Origin of the sequence: Pseudomonas sp. BNK-7, assembly GCF_048072025.1 — a bacterium.
GTDB lineage: Bacteria > Pseudomonadota > Gammaproteobacteria > Pseudomonadales > Pseudomonadaceae > Aquipseudomonas > Aquipseudomonas danubii.
Map to the genome: position 1 here is coordinate 172,316 of NZ_CP182252.1, position 22,986 is coordinate 195,301.

Below are 22,986 nucleotides of genomic sequence, written 5' to 3' on the forward strand. Positions count from 1 at the left end.
GAAAGGTGACCCGGGGAACTTAAGTTACAAAAAGTGTTTATAACGGCAGTACACTTTCCAAAACATGGAGTTCAGGGCTATATGCCGTGCTTTCGAAAGTCGTACCTATTAGAGGCCTTCCATGGACAAATACGATCGCTTGCTCCTGGCCAGCCTGCTGGAAAACGGCCGGGCGAGTTACGCCGAGCTGGCGCGCAAGGTCAACCTCTCGGCGCCGGCAGTGGCCGAGCGCGTGGCCAAGCTGGAGGCCAGCGGCGTGATCACCGGTTATCAGGCCAAGGTCGACATGGCCAAGGTGGGGCTGCCGATCCAGTGCGTGATCGAACTGCGCCTGGCCCAGCATGGCAACCAGAAGAACTATGACGAACTGATCAAGATCCCCCAGCTCACCGAGTGTCATCGGGTGACGGGAGATCCTTGCGTGATCATGCAGGCTGCCGTGGGCTCGATGCCGGAGCTGGAGGAACTGATCAATCGCGTGGCCCAGTTCGGTTTCAGCAAGACTTCCATCGTGCTGTCCAGCGCCATCGAACGGCGGGTACCCCTGGGGCAACTGGAAAGCAACGGCAAATGAATCCGGAGCCTGGGCTCAGCCCCCGCGCTGACGTTTGAGGTGCTCGGGGATCTTGGCCGCCGGGACTTTCTGCAGCTTGCAGAGAAAGTCGTGGGACAGCTCACGCACGCCATGGGTGTGCCGCAGCTCGCCCGCCAGATGCGCCACCAGGTTGGCGGCCATTTCCGCATCGGCCATGGCCCGGTGCGCCTGACCGGTGTGGGGCAAGCCGGCGAATGAGGTCAGGGTGCCCAGCTTGTGGTTCGGCGCCGCCGGCATCAGGCGCCGGGCCAGCAGCAGGGAACAGGCGAAATTCTGCAAGCGGGTGCGCTTGATCCGCCCCAGTTCGAAATCCCAGAACTTCTGGTCGAAGGCCGCGTTGTGGGCCAGCAACGGCGTGGTGCCGACAAACTCGTTGACCTCGTTCATCACCTGATCCGCTGGCGGGGCGCTGCGCAGCATGGCGTTGCTGATGCCGGTCAGTTGTTCGATAAAGCCCGGCACCCGCACGCCGGCATTCATCAGGCTCTGGTAACGCTCGACGATGCGCCCCTGCTCAAGAATCACCACGGCGATTTCCGTGGCCCGGCAACTGCTGCTCGGGGAGATTCCGGTGGTTTCAAAGTCGATGACGGCAATACGTTCCAAACCTGTGCAGCTCCGTATAAAAAATGATCAGCTTTTCAGCAGCAAGGCGCCTTCGATCGGCACATAGCGGGTAGCGGCGCGAATCAGCGAATTGGCAGTCAGACCCGGCACGCCATAAGCCACCGCGCTGACCCCATGCTTGTGGATGATGCGCTCGAGCAGCAGGTCGAAGTCGCCGTCGCCGGAGGCCAGCACCACTTCGTCGACCTGGGCGGCCGCGTCCATGATGTCGATGGTGATGCCCACGTCCCAGTCGCCCTTGGCCGAGCCATCGCTGCGCTGAATGTAGGGTTTGAGTTTTACCGTGAAGCCCAGGTTGCGCAGGATCTGCTGAAACTGCTGCTGCTTGCTGTCACCGCGATCGATGGCATAGGCATAGGCTTCGACGATCTGCCCTTGCTTGCTGATATCCGCCCACAGCGCCGCGTAGTTGAAGTGACAACCATAGGCCTGGCGGACGGTGTAATAGAGGTTCTGGACGTCGGCGAACACCGCGATTTTCTTCACCGCTAATCCTCATGGCGCAGCAGCGCAGGGGCTGGAACGGGGCTCAAGACCCGAAAAGTCACCCAGTATGCCAGTCACAAGGAATGTTCCGCGAATAATCGGTCCGGGGCAGGTGCCTGCCCCGGACCGACGGAGCCTCAGACGAAGGAATCGTCGTCGGAGAAGAACGAACTGTCGTCGTTGCCGTAATCGGCGTTGCTGAAGCCGCCCTGGTCGCTGTTGCCCCAGGAGTCGTTGTTGGCCAGCCGCTGATCGTCATTGCCCCAGCCACTGTTGTCGCTGGCCGGTGCCGGTTCTTCCTTGATGACTTCGACGACTTCCTGAGGCTGCTGGTTGCTGTGGAACAGGCTGCTGATGCCCTGGGCCAGCATCACCCCGCCGGCCACGCCGGCTACGGTTTTCAAGGCCCCACCGAGGAAGCTGCTGCCGGCAGCCGGTGCCGGTTGCGGCGCATAGTTCTGCTGCGGGGCGCCGAAATTCTGCTGCGGGGGCGCGCCAAAGGAAGAACGCGACGGCTCACGCCAGCCACCGCCGGAGGATGGCGCCACACTCGGGGCCTGCGCGGGAGCCGGTTGCGGCTCGCGGGAACCGCCGAAGATGCTCGACAGAAAGCCGCCACTGGCCGCCGGAGCTGCAGCGCGGGCCTGGGAGCGAGCCTGTTGCAGTTCGGCCTGCAACTGCTGCACTTGCTGGCTCAATTGTTTGTTCTGCTCATCGAGGCTTTTCAGGGCAGCCTCCTGCACCAGGATCGCCTGGGTCATGAAATACCCGGCCGCAGGCTGGCGGATCAGGTGTTCCTTGATCCGCGCTTCGGCCTGGGCGTCACGTGGAGCTGAGTCCGTCTCGGCTTGTTGCAACCGTGAAAACAGTCCATCGATCAGGGTTTGCTCTTCGCTGTTCATGGCGACCTCTTTAGATTGCCGGTAAAAATCTGGTCCGTGCCCCCACAGGGCCGCGGTACGCACCAGTTATGGGGTTGGGGCGACGACTTTCAATGGTCTTTACTCAAGGTTTACGTTTGCTCCCGAGGGGCCAGCTTCGGTTAAAGTGTTCAACCGCTTGGTCAACTGCGATCCCCATCAATGACTCCGTTAGATGTTCTGCGCGACTCTTTCTATTTTTTCCAACGCAACTTCGGCCGCATCGCCCAACTGTGCCTGCCCCTGGTGATTCTCGAAGCGCTGCTGCAACAAGGCGTCAGCAGCGCCCTGGGCGAGAATGCCTTTCCCGGCTCCAGCGTGGTGGTGGGGCTCTTGCTCTATCCGCTGTACACCGGCGCGCTGATCCTGTTTCTCGACGCCCGCACCCGGGGGGAATCGCCTCGCAACCGTGATCTTTGGGCCATGGCCCTGAGCCTGTGGCCGCGCTTCGCCGTGCTGACGGCGGTCAGCACGCTGCTGATTCTTCTCGGGCTGTCGCTGTATTTGCTGCCGGGGCTGTGGCTGATGGTGGTGCTGGCCTTCGCCGAGTACCTGCTGGTGCTCAAGGGCCTGGCGCCCCTGGCGGCCATCAAGGAAAGCCTGCGTCTGAGCCGCGGGCACTTCCTGCGCATCCTGTTGTGCATCCTGGCGGTCATGGCCCCGTTGTGGCTGCTCAAAGGGGCGAGCGAAACCGCCTATCCCGATCCGCACAACCCGATCCTGTCCCTGGCCATCGACAGCGCTTACAGCTTCCTGCAGCTGTTCACCAGCGTGGTGCTGTTCCGCCTGTTCATGCTCATCAACGAGCCAACGGACAACCGCTGATTCACCTTGCGGCCGCTCTACCCCTTGGGTGAGCGCCGCGCACTCGGTTATGCTCCGGCCCATCCTGCAACGCCATAAGCCGAGCCGATGACCCGTCTACTGCGCATCACCCTGTTGAGCCTGCTCCTGATCGGCCTGGTACTGGCCGGCCTGATCTACAGCCTGACCTGGCGCCCTCTGCCCAAGGAAACCCTGACGGTCAGTTGCAGCGCCCAGGCCACGCCGCTGGTGCCGGGCCAGGCACTCAAGGTGATGACCTGGAACCTGCAGTACCTGGCGGGCAAGCGCTACGTGTTCTGGAACGACCAGGCCCGGGGCGAGGACGAACGTCCGACCCTGGAAGACATGGCCTTCAGCCTCGACGAAGTGGCCCGGGTCATCCGCGACGAACAGCCGGACCTGGTGCTGCTGCAGGAAGTGGACAACGGCGCCAAGGCCAGCGCCTACCAGGATCAACTCAAACTCCTGCAGGAGCGGCTCGCCGACCTCTACCCCTGCAGCACCCAGGCTTACGACTGGAAGGCGGACTTCGTGCCCTCGCCGCACATTTTCGGCAGCGTCGGCCGACAACTGGCGACCCTCAGCCGCTACCGCATCGATCACGCCGAACGCTTGCAACTGCCGGTTGCCCCGCACCCGCTCATCAGCCGGCAGTTCCAGCCCAAGGACGCCCTGCTGCTGAGCTACCTGCCCCTGAGCGATGGCGGCCAACTGGTGGTGCTGAACACCCATCTGGAACGTGCACAGCGCGCCGACGACACTCAGCACAAGCAGGTGACGGCCATTGCCAAGGTTCTGGACAAACTGGAGAGCCGCGGCACCCCCTGGCTGATTGGCGGCGATTTCAACCTGCTGCCCCTGAGCCAGTACCAACGCCTGAGCGAAGAACAGCGCGCGCCCTACAACGCTGACAGCCCGCTGCACCTGCTATGGGACAAGTACCCGATGATCCCCAGCAACACCCAGGCCAGTGGGGTCGACCGTGCTCGCTGGCTGACCCACTACCCCAACGACCCGAGCCTCGACGGCCCGGATCGCACGGTGGACTACCTGTTCTACAGCCCACGACTGAAGCGGGTTGAATCCCGAGTACGCCAGGACGACACCCAGCGCATCTCCGACCACCTGCCGGTGCTTGCCCGGTTCCTGTTGCCGGCGTTGTAACCCCGCTTTACTTGCGGGGTTTGATCCGCGCCGTAGCCTCGGCAATCAGCGGATCGTCCGGCCAGTAATGCTTGGGATAACGGCCCTTGAGATCCTTCTTCACCTCGGCGTAAGTGCTGCGCCAGAAGTTCGCCAGATCCTGGGTGACCTGCACCGGACGCCGCGCCGGCGACAGCAGGTGCAACTTGACCACTTGGCGGCCACCGGCAATCCGCGGCGTGTCCGACAGCCCAAACAGCTCCTGCAGGCGCACCGCCAGAATCGGCGGCTGCTCACTGTAGTCCAGACGGATCGAGGAACCCGAAGGTACCGTCAGATGATGCGGAGCCAGCTCGTCCAGGCGCTGGGGCAGCGGCCAGGGCAACAGGTTGTGGACAATGCTGGCCAGCTCCAGGTTGGCAAAGTGACTCAGTCGCGACACCTTGCCCAGGTAGGGCTGTAGCCACTGCTCCAGCCCTGCGAGCAAGGCGCCATCACTGACATCCGGCCATTGGCTCTCGCCCTTGTCCGCCAGATCCAGCTGCCGCAGCAAGGTCACCCGAGCCTGCCACTGGCGCAGCTCCGGGGTCCAGGGCAGCAGCTCCAGGCCCTTGCGCCGCACCAGATTGACCAGGGCCTGGCTACGGGCTGACTCGTCCAGGCCGGTGAGCGGTTCACGGCTGAGTACCAGCTCACCAACCTTGCGTTGACGCTCGGCCCGCAGCACGCCTTCGCGCTCGTCCCAATCCAGCTGGTCGACGTTGCGCACCTGCTCTGCCAGCACCGTATCGAACAGGGTCGGATCAAAATCCGCTGCCAGGTAGATGCGCTCCTCACGCTGGCCCTGGCGGCTGCCCAGGTCGGCGATCACCAGCCAGGGCTGCTTCATCAGGTTGTCGGTTTCGCTGAACAGCGCCGCACGGCCGTTGGCCAGTCGATACTCGGCACCACCGGGACGGCGCTGCTGGGCCACCCGATCGGGGTAGGCCAGGGCCAGCAAGGCACCAAGCCAGCGCGGATGCTCGGGATCGGCGACCGCTGCCTCGGGCTGCCCTCGCAGGTAGCCACGGTACTGCCGCGCCAGTTGCCGCGCACGCTGGACACCACCCTGGGCACCACGGGCCGCGCGCTCCTCCCCGGAAAGCAGCACCAGGCGACTGTGCAGGTCGGCGCCGGCCCCGCGCAAAATGTCCCGTTCCCCCAGCAGGGCCGCGACGTCGCAGGCCATCTGCGCCAGCCCCAGGGACTGGCCGCGCAACAGCAAGTGGGCAATGCGCGGATGGGCCGGCAACTCGGCCATGGCCTGACCGTGGCGGGTCAGTGTGCCGTCATCGTTGAGCGCTCCCAGGCGCTGCAACAGGTCCTGGGCCTGTGCATAAGCGGCGCTGGGAGGCGGGTCCAGCCAGGCCAGCTGATTCGGGGTCACGCCCCAGCGCGCCAGTTGCAGGGCCAGACCGGCCAGGTCGGCCTGAAGGATCTCCGCGCCGGCATAGGCCGCCAGTTGTTCCTGCTGATCCGCCGACCACAAGCGATAGCACACGCCAGGCTCCAGGCGCCCGGCCCGGCCGGCGCGCTGGGTGGCGCTGGCCCGGGAGATACGCTGGGTGTCGAGGCGGGTCATGCCGCTGCCGGGATCGAAGCGCGGCACTCGGGCCAGCCCGGCGTCCACCACCACCCGCACGCCGTTAATGGTCAGGCTGGTTTCGGCGATATTGGTGGCCAATACCACTTTACGCCGCCCCGCCGGGGCCGGATCGATGGCCGCGCGCTGGGCGGCCAGGTCCAGCTCGCCATGCAGTGGACAGAGCAGAATCTCGCTGCGCTGTCCCAAGGACTCGGCCAACTGCTGATGCACTCGCCGAATCTCGGCCTGGCCTGGGAGAAACACCAGCAGGCTGCCGCTTTCATCGTTGATGGCTTCAAGCACGGTCTGCACCACCCGCGGCTCGATGAACTCGCCGGGCTGGAACGGCCGACCCCAGCGCTGGGTCACCGGGAACATGCGCCCCTCACTGCGCAGGATCGGCGCATCGCCCAGCAGCGTGGAAAGACGTTCGCCCTCCAGGGTCGCCGACATCAACAGAATCTTCAGGGGCTGCTCGTCACGAAACAGCTCCCGGCCATTGAGGCTCAAGGCCAGGGCCAGGTCGGCATCCAGGCTGCGCTCGTGAAACTCATCGAAGATCAGCAGGCCAACCCCTTCCAGGGCCGGGTCGTCCTGCAGGCGTCGGGTGAGGATGCCTTCGGTGACCACTTCGATACGGGTCCGCGGGCCGACCTTGCTCTCCAGGCGGATGCGGTAGCCCACGGTTTCACCGACTTTCTCCCCCAGTTCGCTGGCCAGGCGCTCCGCCGCAGCCCGGGCCGCCAGGCGCCGGGGTTCGAGCATGAGGATGGTCTGTCCGGCCAGCCAGTCCTGATCCAGAAGCGCCAGGGGCACACGGGTGGTCTTGCCGGCACCGGGCGGGGCTTCGAGCACCGCTTCATGGCGCGCCGCCAGGGCCTCGCGCAATGCAGGCAAAACTTCATCAATTGGCAAAGAATTCATGCTGGCTCCAAAACAGAGGCGCGAGTATAACGGCGAACTGCCTGGGGTTAATCATGGTCTGAGTGCTGATCGACAAGACTCAATGCCCCGCTCCATTTCGCTTTGTCTGCATATTTACCAGGAGATATCCATGCGTATTCCCCACCGTGTCATTGGCGGCGTTCTGGTGACCACTCTGCTGACCCAACTCACGGCCTGTGGCTCGATCTTCTTTCCCGACCGCCGCGGCCAGATCGACGGCAAGATCGATCCAGTGGTGGTGGTGCTCGATGCCGTGGGCCTGCTGTTCTATGTCATTCCGGGGCTGATCGCCTTTGGCGTCGACTTCGCCACCGGGGCGATCTACCTGGAGCCGGGCAAGACCGCGCAAATCGCGCCGGAAAAACTCCAGCAGGCCATTGGCGCCGACGGTAAAGTCGACAACCGCAAACTGCAGGCCATTCTGGAAAGCGAACTGGGGGGCAGCTTCCCTCTGGATGATCCGCGCCTGATCCAGCACAAGGGCAGCGTGCAGCAATTGGCCTTGTACGGCCTGCAGCCTGCAGCCTGACCCCACCTTCAAGGAACCCGCCGCCGATGATTGGCAACCCGGAACACGCTCGCCTCCTGCGCCTGGCCACCCGCGCCTCGGTTACGGTGGCAGGCATCCTGATTGTGACCAAGGCCATCGCCTGGTGGCTCAGTGGCTCGGTGAGCATGCTGGCGGGGCTGACCGACTCGGTGCTCGACGGCTTCACCTCGCTGCTCAATCTGTTGGCGGTGCATTACGCCCTGCGCCCGGCCGATGATGATCACCGCTACGGCCACGGCAAGGCGGAGTCCCTGGCGGGCATGGCCCAGGCGCTGTTCATCGCCGGCAGTGCGGTGCTGATTGCCTTTCAAGCGTTCGAACGCCTGCAGCACCCGGAACCGGTAGGCGCACCCTGGCTGAGCATCGGGGTGATCGGGCTGTCGTTGGTGCTGACCATGGCGCTATTGATCCTGCAGCATCGGGTGATCCGCGAAACCGGCTCCAACGCGGTACGGGCCGACTCCCTGCACTACCGCTCCGACCTGCTGCTCAATGGCAGCATCCTCCTGGCCCTGGTACTGGCGGCCTTCGGCTGGCATCAGGTGGATGCCTGGTTCGGCCTGGGGATCGCCGTCTACATTCTCTGGAGCGCGATCCAGATCGCCCGGGAAAGTTTCTCGGTGCTGATGGACGAGGAACTGCCCGCCGATGTCAGCCAACACATGCTGGAACTGGCCTGCAGTGTGCCCGGCGTGCTGGGCGCCCATGACTTGCGCACGCGGATTTCCGGCAGCCACTGGTTCGTCCAACTGCATCTGGAACTGCCCGGCGACCTGAGCCTGTCGGTGGCCCACGCCATCAGCGATCGGGCCGCCGACGCGATCCACCAGGCCTATCCACGGGCCGAGGTACTGGTACACGCCGATCCGCAGGAAGTGGTCGACACCGCCAGGGCTCAGTAAGTGACCTGGTAGCCCCGCGAGCTCAGGCAGTTGCCCTGGGCCTGACGGTAGGCCTGCACCACTTGCGGGGCCGGCTGATAGGTTGCGCTGGCCGGATCGAAGCCACTCTGCTGCACCGCCCAGCGATAGCAGTCGTAGCGATCCTGATCGATCTGCTGTGGCGACTGGCCGTTGACCGGGTACGCCAGCACATCATAGCCATTGCCAGCCGGCTGCTGGTCCGGCGGCGGCACACCCACGGGCGGTTCGACCACAACATACTGCTGGGTGTTGGCTTCATAGGTGTAATAAGCCCCGGCAGCGAGGAAAAACAGCGCGCTGCCGATCCACACTTCACGCGCGTAGTCAGGCAGGTAGGCCACTCGAATCCCATAAGGCGGGCGCACCACCACATACCGTGGACCTTGTGGACGATACCAATAGCCCCCCGAGAAAAAGTAATCCTGGCCACGGTAAAGCACCCGGTAATTGCGCTCGGGGAAACGGTCAATCACGTAACCCGGGCGATACTGCGGACCTGGCCCCCAGCCGTTGCCATGCCCGTCGGGACGGCCCGGCCAGCGATAGTCGTCGGGGCGACCATGGTCGGGACGCGAGCCTGGACCACCGGCCTGCCAATGCGGGTTGTAGTCATTGCGCCGGGGAATGTCCTGGTAGTAGCCGCGCAGGGGTTCCTGGGTCTGGCGCACGGTATCGGGACGGCTCTGGATGGGCAGCCCTGGCGCCGGCTGCGGCTGCTGAGGAGCCGGTCGCCCCTGCTGATTGGGATCATGCTGGGGACGGTTCTGCCACTGCCCACCCGGATTCTGGCCGTTGTGTTCGAACTGCCGGCTGTTATCGCCACGAATGATCTCATTCTGCGGACGCGGTTGCTGCGGGGCAGGTTGCGCACGTTCAGGCGAGTTCGCCGGACCGCCCTGATGGCCCTCGCCACGCCCTTCGGGGGCATGCTCACGCTGCCCGCCGGAAGGTGCTCCCTGCAGTCTTTCGTCCCGCTCATCGGCGAGCACTTGCGCGCTGACGCTCACGCACAACACACCAACACCTGCCAAACGCCAGATGCGCGACTTCATGCTATTCCTCACTGCGGATTGGGGCCTGTACCTAAGACTGAAAAAGCCTGGGGCGGTTCTGCAGCAGATTATCAGTCACGAGACTTATTTCGCAGGCAATAAAAAAGGGCGGCCCGTCGGCCACCCCTTGAGATTTTGTCCGTGCTCGACGCTTGTGGCGCCGGCTCACCTCACTCCGTCTTCTGGACAGGGTGTAGCCCGGGGGCCGGATCAACCCTGTGGGGTTGGCGGCCGCGGCAGGCCTGATTCGGCGGGCCGCAGTGGACTCTATGTCCGGGCAGTGATTCTGGTGATAAGAATAGGCCTGGGCCGGCGACAGCGGATTGCGAAGATTGCTTGCAAAAACACCTCTTGCGCAATTTTTAACTCAAGATAGATAATTCAACGCAATACTTATGACAAAGGCCTGATTGATGAGCAAACTCGACCGCTATGACCTGAGTATTTTGGCGGAATTGCAACGCGATGCCCGCATCTCCAACCAGGAACTGGCCGAGCGCATCGGTCTGTCGCCCTCGCCCTGCTCGCGCCGGGTCAAGCAACTGGAAGACGACGGTTATATTTCCCGCCAGGTCGCCCTGCTGGACCGCAAGATGCTCGGCCTGAGCCTGACCGCCTACGTATTGATCGGCATGGACCGGCACACGCCGGAACGCTTCGAGAACTTCGAAGCGGCCATCCGCAGCCTGCCCCAGGTACTGGAATGCAGCCTGGTGACCGGTGTGGACGCCGACTACCAGCTCAAGGTGGTGGTGCCGGACATGGATCACTATCAGAAGTTGCTGCTCGGCCACCTGACCCGTATCGACGGCGTGACCAGTGTGCGCTCCAGTTTCGTGCTCAATCAGGTGCTCAACAGCACCGAACTGCCCCTGACCCACCTGCGCAGCTGAATAGCGGCTGTGGCGACGTAACGCAGGCAGATCAATGCTCGGCAAGTGTCCCATGGCGTATACTCGCCCGGCATTTTTTGACCTGCCTGCAATGGAGATGATCGATGGACCCAGCAGTATTCGAAGAGTGGATGATGACCGGTCTGGTCAGCATCCTGATCATATTCATGGGTTTCATCGTCTGGGACCTGGCCAAGAAGTCCAAGGCCGGACGCTTCGGCTCCTTTATCCTGTTCTTCGTACTGGGCCTGGGCGTGGCCGCCTTCATCATCAAGAGCGTGGTGATCGGCCTGATCGAATCCGGCGCTCTATAAGCGCGCCGGCACTTCCTTCCACTGGCCCTGATCCAGGCCATCCAGGGTCCAGTCGCCAATCCTGACCCGCACCAGCCGCAAGGTCGGCAAGCCGACGGCGGCGGTCATGCGCCGTACCTGGCGATTGCGCCCCTCACGAATCACCAATTCCAGCCAATGAGTAGGCACGCTCTTGCGAAAGCGCACTGGCGGATTGCGCGGCCACAGCTCTGGCTCTTCCAGCCGTCGCGCCTCAGCCGGCAAGGTCATGCCGTCGTTCAACTCCACGCCGTCACGCAAGCGCTGTAACTGCTCAGCGCTGGGTTCGCCTTCGACCTGTACCCAATAGGTCTTGGCCAACTTGTGCTTGGGATCGGCGATCCGCGCCTGCAACTGCCCGTCATTGGTCAACAGCAGCAACCCTTCGCTGTCGCGGTCCAGGCGCCCGGCCGGGTAGACCCCGGGAATGGCGATGAAATCCTTGAGCGTCGCCCGTCCCTCACCATCGCTGAACTGGGTCAGCACGTCGAAAGGCTTGTTGAACAGGATCAGCTTCGGCTCGGCCGGTGGCGCCTTGGCCACGCGCTTGGAGGGAGAAACGGAAAACGGCTTCGCGCCAGGGCGACGGGAAGCAGGACGGGACGGACGGGACATGGGATCAGGAACATTCAGCGATCAGGACCGACAATGCTAGTGGCCTGATCGCCAAATGACCATGGATTAAACGCTTAGCGGAAAGGCGGCTCGTCGAAGCTGCGCAGTTTGCGCGAGTGCAGGGAGTTGAGCTCACTGCGCATCAGGTCCACGGCTTCGATACCGATCTTCAAATGCTGGCTGACCGCCCGCTCGTAGAAGGCATTGGCCGCCCCCGGCAACTTGATCTCACTGTGCAGGGGTTTGTCCGAGACACACAGCAAGGTGCCGTAAGGCACCCGCAGGCGATAGCCCTGGGCCGCGATAGTGCCGCTTTCCATATCCACCGCCACGGCCCGGGACAGGTTGATGAACGGACGTTCCTCGGCCCAGCGCAGCTCCCAGTTGCGGTCGTCGTAAGTCAGGACGGTACCGGTGCGCAGGCGCTTCTTCAGTTGCTCGCCCTTCTCCCCGGTGACATTGGCCGCCGCTTGCTGCAACGCCAGCTGGACCTCGGCCAAGGCAGGAATCGGAATGTTCGGCGGCACCACGCGATCAAGAATGCCGTCACGCCGCATGTAGGCGTGAGCCAGGACGTAATCGCCGATGGTCTGGGACTGCCGCAGTCCACCGCAGTGGCCAATCATCAACCAGCAATGAGGGCGCAGCACCGCCAAGTGGTCGGTGATGTTCTTGGCATTGGAGGGGCCGACGCCGATATTCACCAGGGTCACACCGTGGCCATCGCTGGCCTGCAGGTGATAGGCCGGCATCTGGTAGCGATGCCAGACAACACCAGCGGCGATTGCCGAAGCCTCGCCATGATCCATGCTCTTTTCAATGATCACGTTGCCCGGCAGGACCATGCGCACAAAACGCGGATCACTGCGCAGTTGCTCCAGGCCATGGACGATGAACTGGTCGACGTAACGGTGATAGTTGGTTAGCAGGATCCACGGCTGCACATGACGCCAGTCGCTGCCGGTGTAATGCACCAGGCGCCGCAAAGAGAAATCGACCCGCGCCGCATCAAACAGCGCCAAAGGCAGCGGGTGAGTGTTTTCCCAGTCGTAGAGACCGTCGGCGATACCGTCGGTGGCAGCCGACAGGTCGGTGCTGGGGAATACCCGGGCCAGGGCCGCCGCGGTTACGCCGGAACCGGCCAGTTCGTCGCCCTGTTCCACCACATAGGGATAAGGAATGTTCTGCTCGCTGACACCCACTTCCACCGTGACGGTGAAGTCATGCATCAAAGGCACCAGTTGCTCGAGCAGATAATTGCGAAAGGCCGCGGGATGAGTGACGGTGACGCTGTAGGTGCCCGGCAGTTGCACCTTGGCATAAGCCCGGGTGGTCTGCGGAACTTCGCCATGGCAGTGGTAGGTCAGGCGCAATTCGGGATAGCGAAACAGCGCTCTTTGCTCAGCATCCGGCTCGACCCGGTCCTTGAGGTAACGCTTGAGCGCCTGGCTCAGGGCCGTGGTGGCCCGCTCATGCAAAGCAGCAAGCCGATCCACGGCTTGCTCGGCGGTTTGAACGACAATAAAAGCTTCGGTCACGGTAAGCATCCTGTGTTCTGATCTTGCAGGCGTTCATCTTGCCTGCAACACCGCCCCACGGGAACAGCGGAGTTACAGGAGCCGGCGTGTCGGCGCTGGCCATGGCGACAACGCCTCTTCGCCGACAAGCCGGCTGCTACGAAAGGTCAGAAGCCTTGAGGCGTGGAGCGGGCAACAATGGCGGCTACGTCCAGCCCGCGGGGCAAGGTACCGTAGACCCGACCGCTCTGCCCTCCAAGACGACTGGCGATAAAGGCGTCGCTGACCACCTCATTACCAGCCTCAAGCAGGAGCTTGGCCTGCAGGCCCAAGGCAATGTCCTCGGTCAGTTGGCGGGCGCGGTACTGGATGTCGCCGGTGTCCCTGAAGCTGTCCTTGAGCGCCGCAATATGCGCCGCCAGACGCTGCTCGCCATGCCCGCCCCCCAGCTCGGCAAACAATACATCGAGTACCCCGGGCTCTTTCGACAAGGCCCGCAGCACGTCCAGGCATTGCACGTTGCCTGAGCCTTCCCAGGTGGAGTTCACCGGCGCCTCGCGGTACAGCCGCGGCAGGATGCTGTCTTCGACATATCCGGCGCCTCCCATGCATTCGGCGGCCTCGTTGATCATGGCCGGGGCGCGCTTGCAGATCCAATACTTGCCCACCGCCGTCACTAGCCGAGAGAACTTCGCTTCCTGGGCATCGTCCTGATGATCCAGGGCTCGTCCCATGCGCATGCTCAAGGCCAGGGCCGCTTCGCTTTCCAAGGCCAGGTCGGCCAGCACGTTCTGCATCAGCGGTTGCTCACTGAGCACCCGCCCGCCGACGCGGCGATGGGCACAATGATGGCTGGCCTGGGTCAAGGCCTGGCGCATCAGCGAGCTGGAGCCGACCATGCAGTCAAAGCGAGTCATGGCGACCATTTCGATAATGGTGGGTACGCCGCGCCCCTCGTCACCGATCATCCAGGCCAGAGCGCCACGGAACTCCACTTCGCTGGAAGCATTGGAGAGGTTGCCCAGCTTGTTCTTCAAGCGCTGGATATAGAACTGGTTGCGGCTGTCATCCGGACGATGACGGGGCAGAAGGAAACAAGTCAGGCCCTTGTCGGTCTGGGCCAGGGTCAGGAAGGCATCGCACATCGGCGCCGAGCAGAACCACTTGTGCCCCACCAGCTCATAAGCCTGCCCCGGTCCCGGGGCTCCCACCGGATAGGCTCGGGTGGTATTGGCACGAACGTCGGTCCCGCCCTGCTTCTCGGTCATGGCCATGCCAATCGTCAGCCCGGTCTTGTGCTGCATGCCAACATTACGTGGGTCGTATTGAGTGGCGAGGATCTTCGGCAACCACTGCTCGGCGATGTCCGGCTGCAGTTTCAGCGCTGGCACGCAGGCAAACGTCATGGTCAACGGGCAACCGCTGCCCGCCTCGGCCTGACTGTGCAGATAGGTCATGGCGGCGCGGGCTACATGAGCCCCCGCTTGTGGGTCGGTCCAGGGCAGTGAAGTCAGCCCGCCCTCGATGGCCGCCTGCATCAACTGGTGATACGCCGGATGAAACTCCACCAGGTCGATCCGGTGACCAAAGCGGTCGTGACTGGAAAACACCGGTTTGTTCTGATTGGCCAGGAACCCCGCCTCCATCAGCGGACCACCCGCCAGGGCGCCATAGGCATCGACCCGGGATTCGGCCCAGCCGGCATCGAAGCGCCGCATCCACTGCTGTAACGGCAGGTCGATCCGATAGAGGTTGGCGCCGTCCAGGGCGGGCGGCTGGTTGGTGACTTCGTGAGTTTCAGCGAACTGGTGGAGGTTCATTGCGGGACTCCTTCAGGGTGTGCCAAGACCCCAGTTAAGCACCCGCTCCACCCCGAACAAAGTGGCATATCAGCCTAAATATCGGCACTTTCGCCTTGCTCAACACAAAGTATCCGCTTCAACAGCACCGCTTGCAGTGCCTCGAATTTCACCGGTTTGCCCAGGCAGTCGGCCCCTGCTGTCGCTGCACAACCTTCAGTACCAGGAGCGCAGGCCAGCAAGATGGGCAGGTGGGCGTATCCGGGCATTGCCTGGGCCTGAAGACGAAATGCCCCCAGTTGCGCTGCAGTGATCTGGCCATCGATCAGCACCGCGCTGACAAGTTCACGCCCCAGCAGTTGCAGCGCATCGGTGGGACTGCCGACGGTGCGAACTCGGTACCCCAGCTTGAGCAACATGCCCCGCACCACCAGTTGATCGACGTCGTTATCGTCCATCAGCAGCACGGTACAGTCCTGGGGCGCACGCCGATGAAGGGCTGTCGGCGCCCGAGGAGTGGGTTCCTGGACATCGAACTCCACCAGCAAGCGGAAACAACTGCCCTGTCCAGGCGTGGACTCATGGGTCAATTGCCCGCCCAGCAAGTCCACCAATTGCCGGCAGATCGCCAGGCCGATGCCCAATCCGCCGTATTCACGCGTCATGGAACCGTCGAGCTGGAAGAAACGCTGGTACAGCGTCGCCTCGTCCAGATTGACAAAACCTATCCCGCTGTCGATCACCTCAAAGCTCAGGCTCACTCGCTCGGCCGAAACAGACCGGGTGACAACCCGCAACACCACGCCACCGGAATGGGTGAACTTGACGGCATTCTCCAGCAGGCACTCCAGGCAATGGCTGAGCTTGCAGCGATCTCCCTGCAAGCGGTCGGGCAGCCCGGCACTGAGGTCGACCTGAAAGGACAGGGACTTGGCCGCCGCGCTGGCGCCAAACTGGGTTTGCAGTGCGCTGAGCATCGAACGCAGGCTGAACGGCTGGCGCTGGGCGCTGAGCTTGCCGGCTTGCAGTTCGGTCAACGTGAGGATGCCGTTGACCATGCGCATCATGTCCCGTGCCGAGCCGGCGGCGGTCTGCTGGTACTGCTCCATCTCCGGGTCCAGTTCCAGGGTCTGCATCAGCTCAAGCGAGCCGATGACACCGTTCATCGGCGTACGCAACTCGTGGGTCAGGGTAGCCAGGAACTCATCCTTGAGACGGTTACTGTGAGCCAGTTGCTGGTTCAGCACTTCAAGCTTCTGCCCGGCCTCAAGCAGCGTCTGGGCTTGTTGCTCACGCATCGAGTTGATCCGGTCGGCCAGGGCCAGGGATAGCAGCGCCACCTCGATCGCCGAGCCGATCTGGCTGGCGTACATGGTCAGGAATACGTTCGGCAGGTAACCCAGCACCATCAAGGTGTTGATCACCCCACCGAACAGAAAGGCCGACCAGGCAATGATGAAATAACGCGCCACCCGCAATCCGCGACACCAGGCGACGATCCCCGCCACATAAATCACCACGGTAAACAGCAGCGCCAAGGTGGTTGCCAGGCGCAAGGCCAGGGCGTAGCTGGTCATCAGTGACAAGGCCATGACCACTGCGCCGAACGCCATCAGCGCCAGCAGCACCCGGTCAACCCAGGGACTGTGCCGGGAGGTCTGCAGGAAACTGCGGGCGAACTGACTGCCGAACAGCCCCGCGGCGCCGATGAAGAATGGCGTCGCCGCATTGGCCCACCACGGACTGTTGGGCCAGAAGTACTCCACTGCGGCACCGTTGACCGACAGTTGATAAAGACCGAACGAAGCGATGTAGACGATGTAGTAGAGGTAGCTGGTGTCACGCACGCTGAGATAGATGAACAGGTTGTACACCAGCATGCCCAGCAACACCCCGTAGATCAGCCCCAGCACGTAGAGCCGCACTGGCTGCGCCTCAAGGTAGGCAGTGGTGGACCAGAGGCTCAGCGGCGCCTGGATCGAACCTTCACTGGCCAGGCGCAAATAGACAGTCTTGTGCTCATGGGGGGAGAAATTCAGGTTGAACAGGTAATTGTTCTGGCGAATCTGTCGGCTGTCGAATGGCAAGGCATCGCCGGTGCGCTCCGCCAGACGAAAGCCACCGGCTTCATCGGGGACGTACAGATCCAGGTGATCCAGGGGCGGATAGGCCAGTTCCAGCAACCAGCTGCGCTGTGCCGTGGGATTGCCGGGGCGGTATTGAAGGTCGATCTTCAGCCAGAAGGCCGAACGTGAGTAACCGGCATTGAGGGTGTCTTTATCGTGGGGTTTGAAGTGCTCAGCCAAGGGCCCCGAACTGACATCGGCAATGGTTGCTTCGCCACCCGCGTCTTCGAATACTTGCATCACTCGGCCCAAAGGCAAGCGTTGAGTGAACTCGTCGAACTCGACGGCGCCAGCCAGCATCGGCAAGCTCAACAGCAACATCAGCAAATAGCGCATTAAAGCCCCAGCGTGGCTTGTCCGGTGGTGTCAGGAAGTCCCCCATTTCCCTTGAGCAGACGCAAGACCGGCATGACCTGTTATTGGTTTGAATGCACTCTAGCATAGCCGTTGATGGCCAATGAACACCATTGAAAATTTTAGTCTAAAGGCTCTAGAACGGGCCTTTCAGCGAAATCCAGCGAGCTAGAGCTGTTGCATCGGTCAAGAAGATCGAACACGGCAAAGCGACAACTTCCATTGCGCACCAGGCGCCGCGAAAAAAAGCGTTTGGTGGTAAGCTCGCCGCCCATGAATATCTACAGCTCTCGCCCCGTTGTCCTCTGTCTCTCCGGCCACGACCCCAGTGGTGGCGCCGGCTTGCAGGCAGATATCGAAGCCCTGCTGGCTCAGGGTTGTCACGCAGCTCCGGCTGTCACCGCCCTGACCGTGCAAGACACGGTCAACGTCAGCGATTTCCGCGTTCTGGATCGCGAGTGGGTATTGGCCCAGGCCAATGCCGTGCTCAACGACTCCACTGTCGCCGCGGTCAAGCTGGGCATGCTGGGCTCCCTGGAGATGGTCGACACCGTGGTCGAACTGCTCCAGGCACACCCACACCTGCCCCTGGTGTGCGACCCGGTGCTGCGCGCCGGCGGCGGTGGCCGCCTGGGCAAGGATGAAGTGGGCTACGCCATGCGCGAACGCCTGCTGCCCCTGGCCACCATTGCCACTCCCAACCTTCCCGAAGCCCGAATTCTTGCGGAACTGCCAGAAGGCAGCGCCGACCAATGCGCCGAAAAACTCCTGCCGTTCGTCAAGCACCTGCTGATCACCGGCGGCCATGGCGATGAACACGAAGTGCACAATCGCCTGTACAGCCGTGACGGCCTGCGCGAGACCTACACCTGCCAGCGTCTGCCAGGCAGCTACCACGGCTCCGGCTGCACCCTGGCCAGTGCCCTGGCCGGACGTCTGGCCCAAGGCGAACATCTGGCCAGCGCCGTAAAGTCGGCCCTGGACTACACCTGGCGCACCCTGCGCGACGCCGAGCAACTGGGCCGCGGCCAGTTTGTCCCGCGCCGCTTGCCGTTGGATTTCTGCTCGTAATGTCATGAGGCCCGCTCAATGAAACTACGTGGTCTGTACGCCATCACCGACAGCCAGCTGTTGGCCGGCAAGTTCCTGAAGTACGTGGAGGCAGCGCTGGAAGGCGGCGTCACCCTGTTGCAGTACCGCGATAAAAGCGATGACCAGGCCCGCCGTCTGCGGGAAGCCGAAACCCTGCTGAACCTGTGCGAGCGCTACAAGACCCGCCTGATCATCAACGATGACGCCGAGCTGGCGGCACGCATCGGTGCCGGCGTGCACCTGGGCCAGAGCGACGGTCCCCTGACGCCGGCCCGCGCCCTGCTGGGGCGCCAGGCCATTATCGGATCGACCTGCCACGACCAATTGCCACTGGCCGAGCAAGCCGCGAAGGAAGGCGCCAGCTATGTCGCCTTCGGCCGCTTTTTCAATTCCACCACCAAACCCGGCGCGCCCACGGCCAGCCTGGAGTTGCTGGATCAGGCCCGGGCCAGCCTGCATCTGCCGATCTGCGTGATTGGCGGCATCACCCTGGAAAACGCCGCTCCCCTGGTGAACCACGGCGCCGACCTGCTGGCGGTGGTTCACGGCCTGTTCGGCGCCGATAGCGCCGACGAAGTGACCCGTCGCGCCCGCGCCTTCAACGCCCTATTCAACAGCTGATTTTTTGAGAGCCCGATCATGTCCCGTTCCGAAACCCTGTTTGCCGACGCCCAGAAACACATCCCTGGTGGCGTCAACTCGCCGGTCCGCGCCTTCAAGAGCGTGGGCGGCACCCCGCTGTTCTTCAAGCACGCCGAAGGTGCCTACGTCACTGACGAAGACGACAAGCGCTATGTCGACTATGTCGGGTCCTGGGGCCCGATGATTCTCGGCCACAGTCACCCGGACGTGCTGGACGCGGTACGCAAGCAGCTGGAGCATGGCCTGTCCTACGGCGCCCCGACTGCCATGGAAACCGAAATGGCCGATCTGGTGTGCTCCATCGTTCCCTCCATGGAAATGGTGCGCATGGTCAGCTCCGGCACTGAAGCCACCATGAGCGCGATTCGCCTGGCCCGTGGCTTTACCGGTCGCGACAGCATCATCAAGTTCGAAGGCTGCTACCACGGGCATTCCGACAGCCTGCTGGTCAAGGCCGGTTCCGGCGCCCTGACTCAAGGCGTACCCAGCTCTGCCGGTGTACCTGCAGCTTTCGCCAAACACACGCTGACCCTGCCCTTCAACGACATCGCTGCAGTGGAAAAAATGCTGGCGGAAGTGGGCCAGGAAGTGGCCTGCATCATCGTCGAGCCTGTGGCCGGCAACATGAACTGTGTGCCGCCGGCACCGGGCTTCCTCGAGGGGCTGCGCACTCTTTGCGACCAACACGGCGTAGTGCTGATCTTCGACGAAGTGATGACCGGCTTTCGTGTCGCTTTAGGCGGCGCCCAGGCCCATTACGGCGTGACTCCAGACCTGTCCACCTTCGGCAAGATCATCGGCGGCGGCATGCCAGTGGGCTGCTTCGGCGGCAAACGCAAGATCATGGAACACATTGCGCCCCTGGGTCCGGTCTACCAGGCCGGCACCCTGTCCGGTAACCCGCTGGCCATGGCTGCCGGCCTGACCACCCTGCGCCTGATCAGCCGCCCGGGCTTCCACGCCGAACTGAGCGACTACACCAGCCGCCTGCTCGAAGGCTTGCAGCAACGCGCCGATGCCGCAGGCATTCCGTTCGTCACCACTCAGGCGGGCGGCATGTTCGGCCTGTACTTCAGTGGCGCCGACGATATCGTCACCTTTGACGATGTGATGGCCAGCGATGCCAACCTGTTCAAGCGCTTCTTCCACCTGATGCTGGAAGGCGGCGTGTACCTGGCGCCAAGTGCCTTTGAGGCCGGTTTCACCTCGATCGCCCACGGCGAGACTGAACTGCAACTGACCCTGGATGCCGCAGAGCGCGCATTTGCCGCCCTGAAATAAGCGCTACATGGCTGGCATGGTGATCAACCATGCCAGCTTCGTGCTTTACTCGAACTTTCCCTTGGCAAAGGGGGAAATACGCGGCAAACCAGCGGATATCGCGGCCACGCAGCAGAAAAACGAGTAAAGACTTTGTAAGGTTGGCCCTGCTTATTTCATAATGCGCGCTTATTGGACCCCCTCGCCGGGTCCGCGCGCCCCTCAGAGGTAAGTCGATTCCCATGAACCGCACCGGCCGCGCCCTGACATTGGGCTGCCTGTTGCTCCTTCAGCCCCTGCTCGCGCACGCACAAGCAGGCGGCAACTCGTTGTTGATCCCAGCGATGGGTCGCTGCACCCTCGATCCCCAGGCACAGGAACAGGCCGAGGCGCTAGCCGCGTGCCAGAAAGCCGCCGATGAAGGGGATGCACAGGCGCAATACGAGTTGGGTGAGTTCTACTACGAGGGTAAAGGCGCGCCGCAGGACCTCAATCAAGCCCTGAGCTATTTCGAAAAGGCCTCGTTGCAAGGCCATGCCCAGGCGCAGTTCAAGCTCGGCACCATGTTCTTCCACGGCGAAGGCGTGCCGGCCAACAACGTTCAAGCCTACATCGTGCTGAAGATGGCTGCGGTCAATGGTGCCGAAGACGCCCTGGACACCGCCGACGAAGTCGCCGAGCACATGCAGCGTGACGAACTGGAAGTTGCGACCCAGGTGCTGGGGCAGATCTTCCGTAAATACCTGATGGAACTGCAAAGCGCCGATGGGCGTTCGCCTTTCTCGCCCCTGCCGTAACCGCTTTACGCAACTCACCGGCAAACTGGCGCCTACGCAAACCAGGCTTACTTTTCGGGCATTGGCATGGGAAACGGCATGACGTTGCTTACGCCACGAGCCTCGCTGATCTTCGGTGTGCCTAGGCGCTCCACTTCGTCGATGCGCACAATCGAATGCATCGGCACAAAACTGCGCACAACGCCTTCGAACTGAGCCTTGAGTTTTTCTTCGCTCGGATCGACGACCACTTGCGTGCGCTCGCCAAAGACGAACTCTTCCACTTCCAGAAAGCCCCACAGATCACTTTGATAGATCTGCTTGGCGTACATTTCGAACACCTGGCCCTGGTTGAGAAAAATCACCTTATAGATTGGGGCTTCACGTTTGGTCATGGTGGGCGGGCAACACATCGGGGGACAAAAATAGGGCGCGAACTATAGCATAGCTACCCGATGCACAACGCTAGGAACCTGTAGGTATGGCCCCTATAATGCGCGGTTCTTTGAATCACGTGAGACCGAGGTCCATGGCCAAGAAGCTTTACATCGAAACCCACGGTTGCCAGATGAACGAGTACGACAGCTCGCGCATGGTGGACCTGCTGGGTGAACATCAGGCCCTGGAAGTCACCGCCCGCGCCGAAGACGCTGACGTCATCCTGCTCAACACCTGCTCCATTCGCGAGCGCGCCCAGGACCGGGTGTACTCGCAACTGGGGCGCTGGCGCGAGCTGAAGCTGGCCAACCCGGACATGGTGATCGCCGTCGGTGGCTGCGTGGCCAGTCAGGAAGGCGCGGCCATCCGTGATCGAGCGCCCTACGTGGACGTGGTCTTCGGCCCGCAGACGCTGCACCGCCTGCCGGAAATGATCGACGTCGCTCGCGCCACCAAGCTGCCGCAAGTGGATGTCTCATTCCCGGAAATCGAAAAGTTCGACCACCTGCCCGAGCCGCGCATCGACGGCCCCAGCGCCTATGTGTCGGTGATGGAAGGCTGCAGCAAGTACTGCACGTTCTGCGTAGTGCCTTACACCCGCGGCGAAGAAGTCAGCCGGCCATTTGACGACGTGATCGCCGAGATCATCCACCTGGCGGAAAACGGTGTGCGTGAAGTCACCTTGCTGGGCCAGAACGTCAACGGCTACCGGGGTCAGACCCACGACGGGCGCATGGCGGACCTGGCCGAGTTGATCCGCGTAGTCGCCGCTGTCGATGGTATCGAACGAATTCGCTACACCACCTCGCACCCCCTGGAGTTCTCCGACAGCCTGATCCAGGCTCATGCCGAAGTACCAGAGCTGGTGAAACACCTGCACCTGCCGGTGCAATCGGGCTCGGACCGCATTCTGGCGGCGATGAAACGCAATCACACAGCTTTGGAATACAAGTCCAAGCTGCGCAAGCTACGGGCGGCAGTCCCGGGAATCTGCATCAGCTCGGACTTTATCGTCGGCTTCCCCGGCGAGACGGAGAAAGACTTCCAGCAGACCATGAAGCTGATTGAGGACGTAGGCTTCGACTTCTCCTACTCCTTTATCTACAGCCAGCGCCCAGGTACCCCGGCTGCAGACCTCGCCGACGACACACCCGAAGCGCTGAAGAAGGAGCGTCTGAACGCACTGCAGCATCGCCTGAACCAGCAAGGATTCGAGATCAGCCGACAAATGGTCGGCTCGACCCAACGCATTCTGGTCACCGATTACTCCAAGAAAGACCCTGGCGAATTGCAGGGCCGTACCGAGAACAACCGGATCGTCAACTTCCGTTGCGACAATCCCACACTGATCGGCCAGTTCGCCGACGTGCACATCGATTCGGCGCAGCCCCATTCGCTGCGCGGCTCGCTGTTATCGTAAGCACTGACTTGTGTAGGAACGGGCTTGTGCAG

The 22,986-nt window shown here is 62.6% G+C and carries 22 protein-coding genes; 12 read left to right on the forward strand and 10 right to left on the reverse strand.

Annotated features, from left to right (window positions below; translation table 11 throughout):
- The first annotated feature begins 121 nt into the window (after window positions 1–121).
- A complete protein-coding gene (locus tag ACMGF8_RS00805; protein WP_060841229.1) occupies window positions 122–574 on the forward strand; it encodes an Lrp/AsnC family transcriptional regulator in 453 nt (150 codons plus the stop codon).
- Window positions 575–589: 15 nt separating this feature from the next.
- Here the strand turns inward: ACMGF8_RS00805 and ACMGF8_RS00810 are convergent, their stop codons facing one another.
- The 3 genes from ACMGF8_RS00810 to ACMGF8_RS00820 all read right to left on the reverse strand — a co-directional run bounded on the left by ACMGF8_RS00810 (window position 590) and on the right by ACMGF8_RS00820 (window position 2,610).
- The gene (locus tag ACMGF8_RS00810; protein WP_102865378.1) at window positions 590–1,201 is read right to left on the reverse strand and encodes a PolC-type DNA polymerase III; all 612 of its coding nucleotides are present in this window, start codon (window positions 1,199–1,201) and stop codon (window positions 590–592) included.
- A gap of 27 nt (window positions 1,202–1,228) precedes the next feature.
- Window positions 1,229–1,708 (reverse strand): NYN domain-containing protein, encoded by a 480-nt coding sequence (locus ACMGF8_RS00815; RefSeq protein WP_060841231.1) that lies wholly within the window; start codon window positions 1,706–1,708, stop codon window positions 1,229–1,231.
- A 137-nt stretch (window positions 1,709–1,845) separates the two neighbouring features.
- The gene (locus ACMGF8_RS00820; protein ID WP_416758403.1) at window positions 1,846–2,610 is read right to left on the reverse strand and encodes a DUF2076 domain-containing protein; all 765 of its coding nucleotides are present in this window, start codon (window positions 2,608–2,610) and stop codon (window positions 1,846–1,848) included.
- 180 nt (window positions 2,611–2,790) lie between these two features.
- Here ACMGF8_RS00820 and ACMGF8_RS00825 point away from each other — a divergent pair, with 180 nt between their 5' ends.
- On the forward strand, window positions 2,791–3,453 hold the full coding sequence (locus ACMGF8_RS00825; RefSeq protein ID WP_102865376.1) for a YciC family protein: 663 nt from the start codon (window positions 2,791–2,793) through the stop codon (window positions 3,451–3,453).
- A gap of 87 nt (window positions 3,454–3,540) precedes the next feature.
- Window positions 3,541–4,617 carry an endonuclease/exonuclease/phosphatase family protein gene (locus ACMGF8_RS00830; protein WP_102865375.1) on the forward strand — a complete coding sequence of 359 codons (1,077 nt, stop codon included), beginning with the start codon at window positions 3,541–3,543 and terminating at the stop codon, window positions 4,615–4,617.
- A 7-nt stretch (window positions 4,618–4,624) separates the two neighbouring features.
- Here the strand turns inward: ACMGF8_RS00830 and hrpB are convergent, their stop codons facing one another.
- A complete protein-coding gene (gene hrpB, locus ACMGF8_RS00835) occupies window positions 4,625–7,144 on the reverse strand; it encodes an ATP-dependent helicase HrpB (RefSeq protein WP_110596238.1) in 2,520 nt (839 codons plus the stop codon).
- Between the two features lie 130 nt (window positions 7,145–7,274).
- Here hrpB and ACMGF8_RS00840 point away from each other — a divergent pair, with 130 nt between their 5' ends.
- Both ACMGF8_RS00840 and ACMGF8_RS00845 read left to right on the forward strand, forming a co-directional pair.
- Window positions 7,275–7,694, forward strand: coding sequence for a polyribonucleotide nucleotidyltransferase (locus ACMGF8_RS00840; RefSeq protein WP_102865373.1), 420 nt, complete (start codon window positions 7,275–7,277; stop codon window positions 7,692–7,694).
- A gap of 26 nt (window positions 7,695–7,720) precedes the next feature.
- Window positions 7,721–8,617: a cation diffusion facilitator family transporter gene (locus ACMGF8_RS00845; protein WP_207816025.1), complete on the forward strand. Its 897-nt coding sequence runs from the start codon at window positions 7,721–7,723 to the stop codon at window positions 8,615–8,617.
- Here ACMGF8_RS00845 and ACMGF8_RS00850 read toward each other — a convergent pair.
- A complete protein-coding gene (locus ACMGF8_RS00850) occupies window positions 8,611–9,690 on the reverse strand; it encodes a DUF6515 family protein (RefSeq protein ID WP_207816023.1) in 1,080 nt (359 codons plus the stop codon). The genes ACMGF8_RS00845 and ACMGF8_RS00850 overlap by 7 nt on opposite strands.
- Before the next feature lie 413 nt (window positions 9,691–10,103).
- On the opposite strand from ACMGF8_RS00850, the gene ACMGF8_RS00855 reads away from it, so the two are divergent.
- Window positions 10,104–10,583, forward strand: coding sequence for an Lrp/AsnC family transcriptional regulator (locus ACMGF8_RS00855; RefSeq protein WP_102865370.1), 480 nt, complete (start codon window positions 10,104–10,106; stop codon window positions 10,581–10,583).
- Window positions 10,584–10,687: 104 nt separating this feature from the next.
- Entirely contained in the window at window positions 10,688–10,897 is a 210-nt protein-coding gene (locus tag ACMGF8_RS00860; protein WP_003228500.1) for a DUF2788 domain-containing protein, read from the forward strand.
- Here the strand turns inward: ACMGF8_RS00860 and ACMGF8_RS00865 are convergent.
- The 4 genes from ACMGF8_RS00865 to ACMGF8_RS00880 all read right to left on the reverse strand — a co-directional run bounded on the left by ACMGF8_RS00865 (window position 10,892) and on the right by ACMGF8_RS00880 (window position 17,308).
- Window positions 10,892–11,458: a pseudouridine synthase gene (locus ACMGF8_RS00865; RefSeq protein WP_162884158.1), complete on the reverse strand. Its 567-nt coding sequence runs from the start codon at window positions 11,456–11,458 to the stop codon at window positions 10,892–10,894. The genes ACMGF8_RS00860 and ACMGF8_RS00865 overlap by 6 nt on opposite strands.
- 146 nt (window positions 11,459–11,604) lie before the next feature.
- Entirely contained in the window at window positions 11,605–13,077 is a 1,473-nt protein-coding gene (gene amn, locus ACMGF8_RS00870) for an AMP nucleosidase (protein WP_162884094.1), read from the reverse strand.
- A gap of 137 nt (window positions 13,078–13,214) precedes the next feature.
- Window positions 13,215–14,867 (reverse strand): acyl-CoA dehydrogenase family protein, encoded by a 1,653-nt coding sequence (locus ACMGF8_RS00875; RefSeq protein WP_102865367.1) that lies wholly within the window; start codon window positions 14,865–14,867, stop codon window positions 13,215–13,217.
- Window positions 14,868–14,941: 74 nt separating this feature from the next.
- On the reverse strand, window positions 14,942–17,308 hold the full coding sequence (locus tag ACMGF8_RS00880) for a hybrid sensor histidine kinase/response regulator (RefSeq protein ID WP_207166612.1): 2,367 nt from the start codon (window positions 17,306–17,308) through the stop codon (window positions 14,942–14,944).
- 291 nt (window positions 17,309–17,599) lie between these two features.
- Between ACMGF8_RS00880 and ACMGF8_RS00885 the strand changes: the two genes are divergently transcribed.
- The 4 genes from ACMGF8_RS00885 to ACMGF8_RS00900 all read left to right on the forward strand — a co-directional run bounded on the left by ACMGF8_RS00885 (window position 17,600) and on the right by ACMGF8_RS00900 (window position 21,117).
- Complete coding sequence (locus tag ACMGF8_RS00885) at window positions 17,600–18,397, forward strand: hydroxymethylpyrimidine/phosphomethylpyrimidine kinase (protein WP_042941299.1); 798 nt, start codon at window positions 17,600–17,602, stop codon at window positions 18,395–18,397.
- A gap of 18 nt (window positions 18,398–18,415) precedes the next feature.
- Window positions 18,416–19,039: a thiamine phosphate synthase gene (gene thiE, locus ACMGF8_RS00890; protein ID WP_102865365.1), complete on the forward strand. Its 624-nt coding sequence runs from the start codon at window positions 18,416–18,418 to the stop codon at window positions 19,037–19,039.
- Window positions 19,040–19,057: 18 nt separating this feature from the next.
- Window positions 19,058–20,341 (forward strand): glutamate-1-semialdehyde 2,1-aminomutase, encoded by a 1,284-nt coding sequence (gene hemL, locus ACMGF8_RS00895; protein WP_102865364.1) that lies wholly within the window; start codon window positions 19,058–19,060, stop codon window positions 20,339–20,341.
- 221 nt (window positions 20,342–20,562) lie between these two features.
- On the forward strand, window positions 20,563–21,117 hold the full coding sequence (locus tag ACMGF8_RS00900; protein ID WP_102865363.1) for a tetratricopeptide repeat protein: 555 nt from the start codon (window positions 20,563–20,565) through the stop codon (window positions 21,115–21,117).
- A gap of 47 nt (window positions 21,118–21,164) precedes the next feature.
- Here the strand turns inward: ACMGF8_RS00900 and ACMGF8_RS00905 are convergent, their stop codons facing one another.
- On the reverse strand, window positions 21,165–21,491 hold the full coding sequence (locus ACMGF8_RS00905; protein ID WP_007927079.1) for a DUF1820 family protein: 327 nt from the start codon (window positions 21,489–21,491) through the stop codon (window positions 21,165–21,167).
- 134 nt (window positions 21,492–21,625) lie between these two features.
- Here ACMGF8_RS00905 and miaB point away from each other — a divergent pair, with 134 nt between their 5' ends.
- The gene (miaB, locus tag ACMGF8_RS00910; RefSeq protein ID WP_162884095.1) at window positions 21,626–22,954 is read left to right on the forward strand and encodes a tRNA (N6-isopentenyl adenosine(37)-C2)-methylthiotransferase MiaB; all 1,329 of its coding nucleotides are present in this window, start codon (window positions 21,626–21,628) and stop codon (window positions 22,952–22,954) included.
- Window positions 22,955–22,986: the final 32 nt, after the last annotated feature.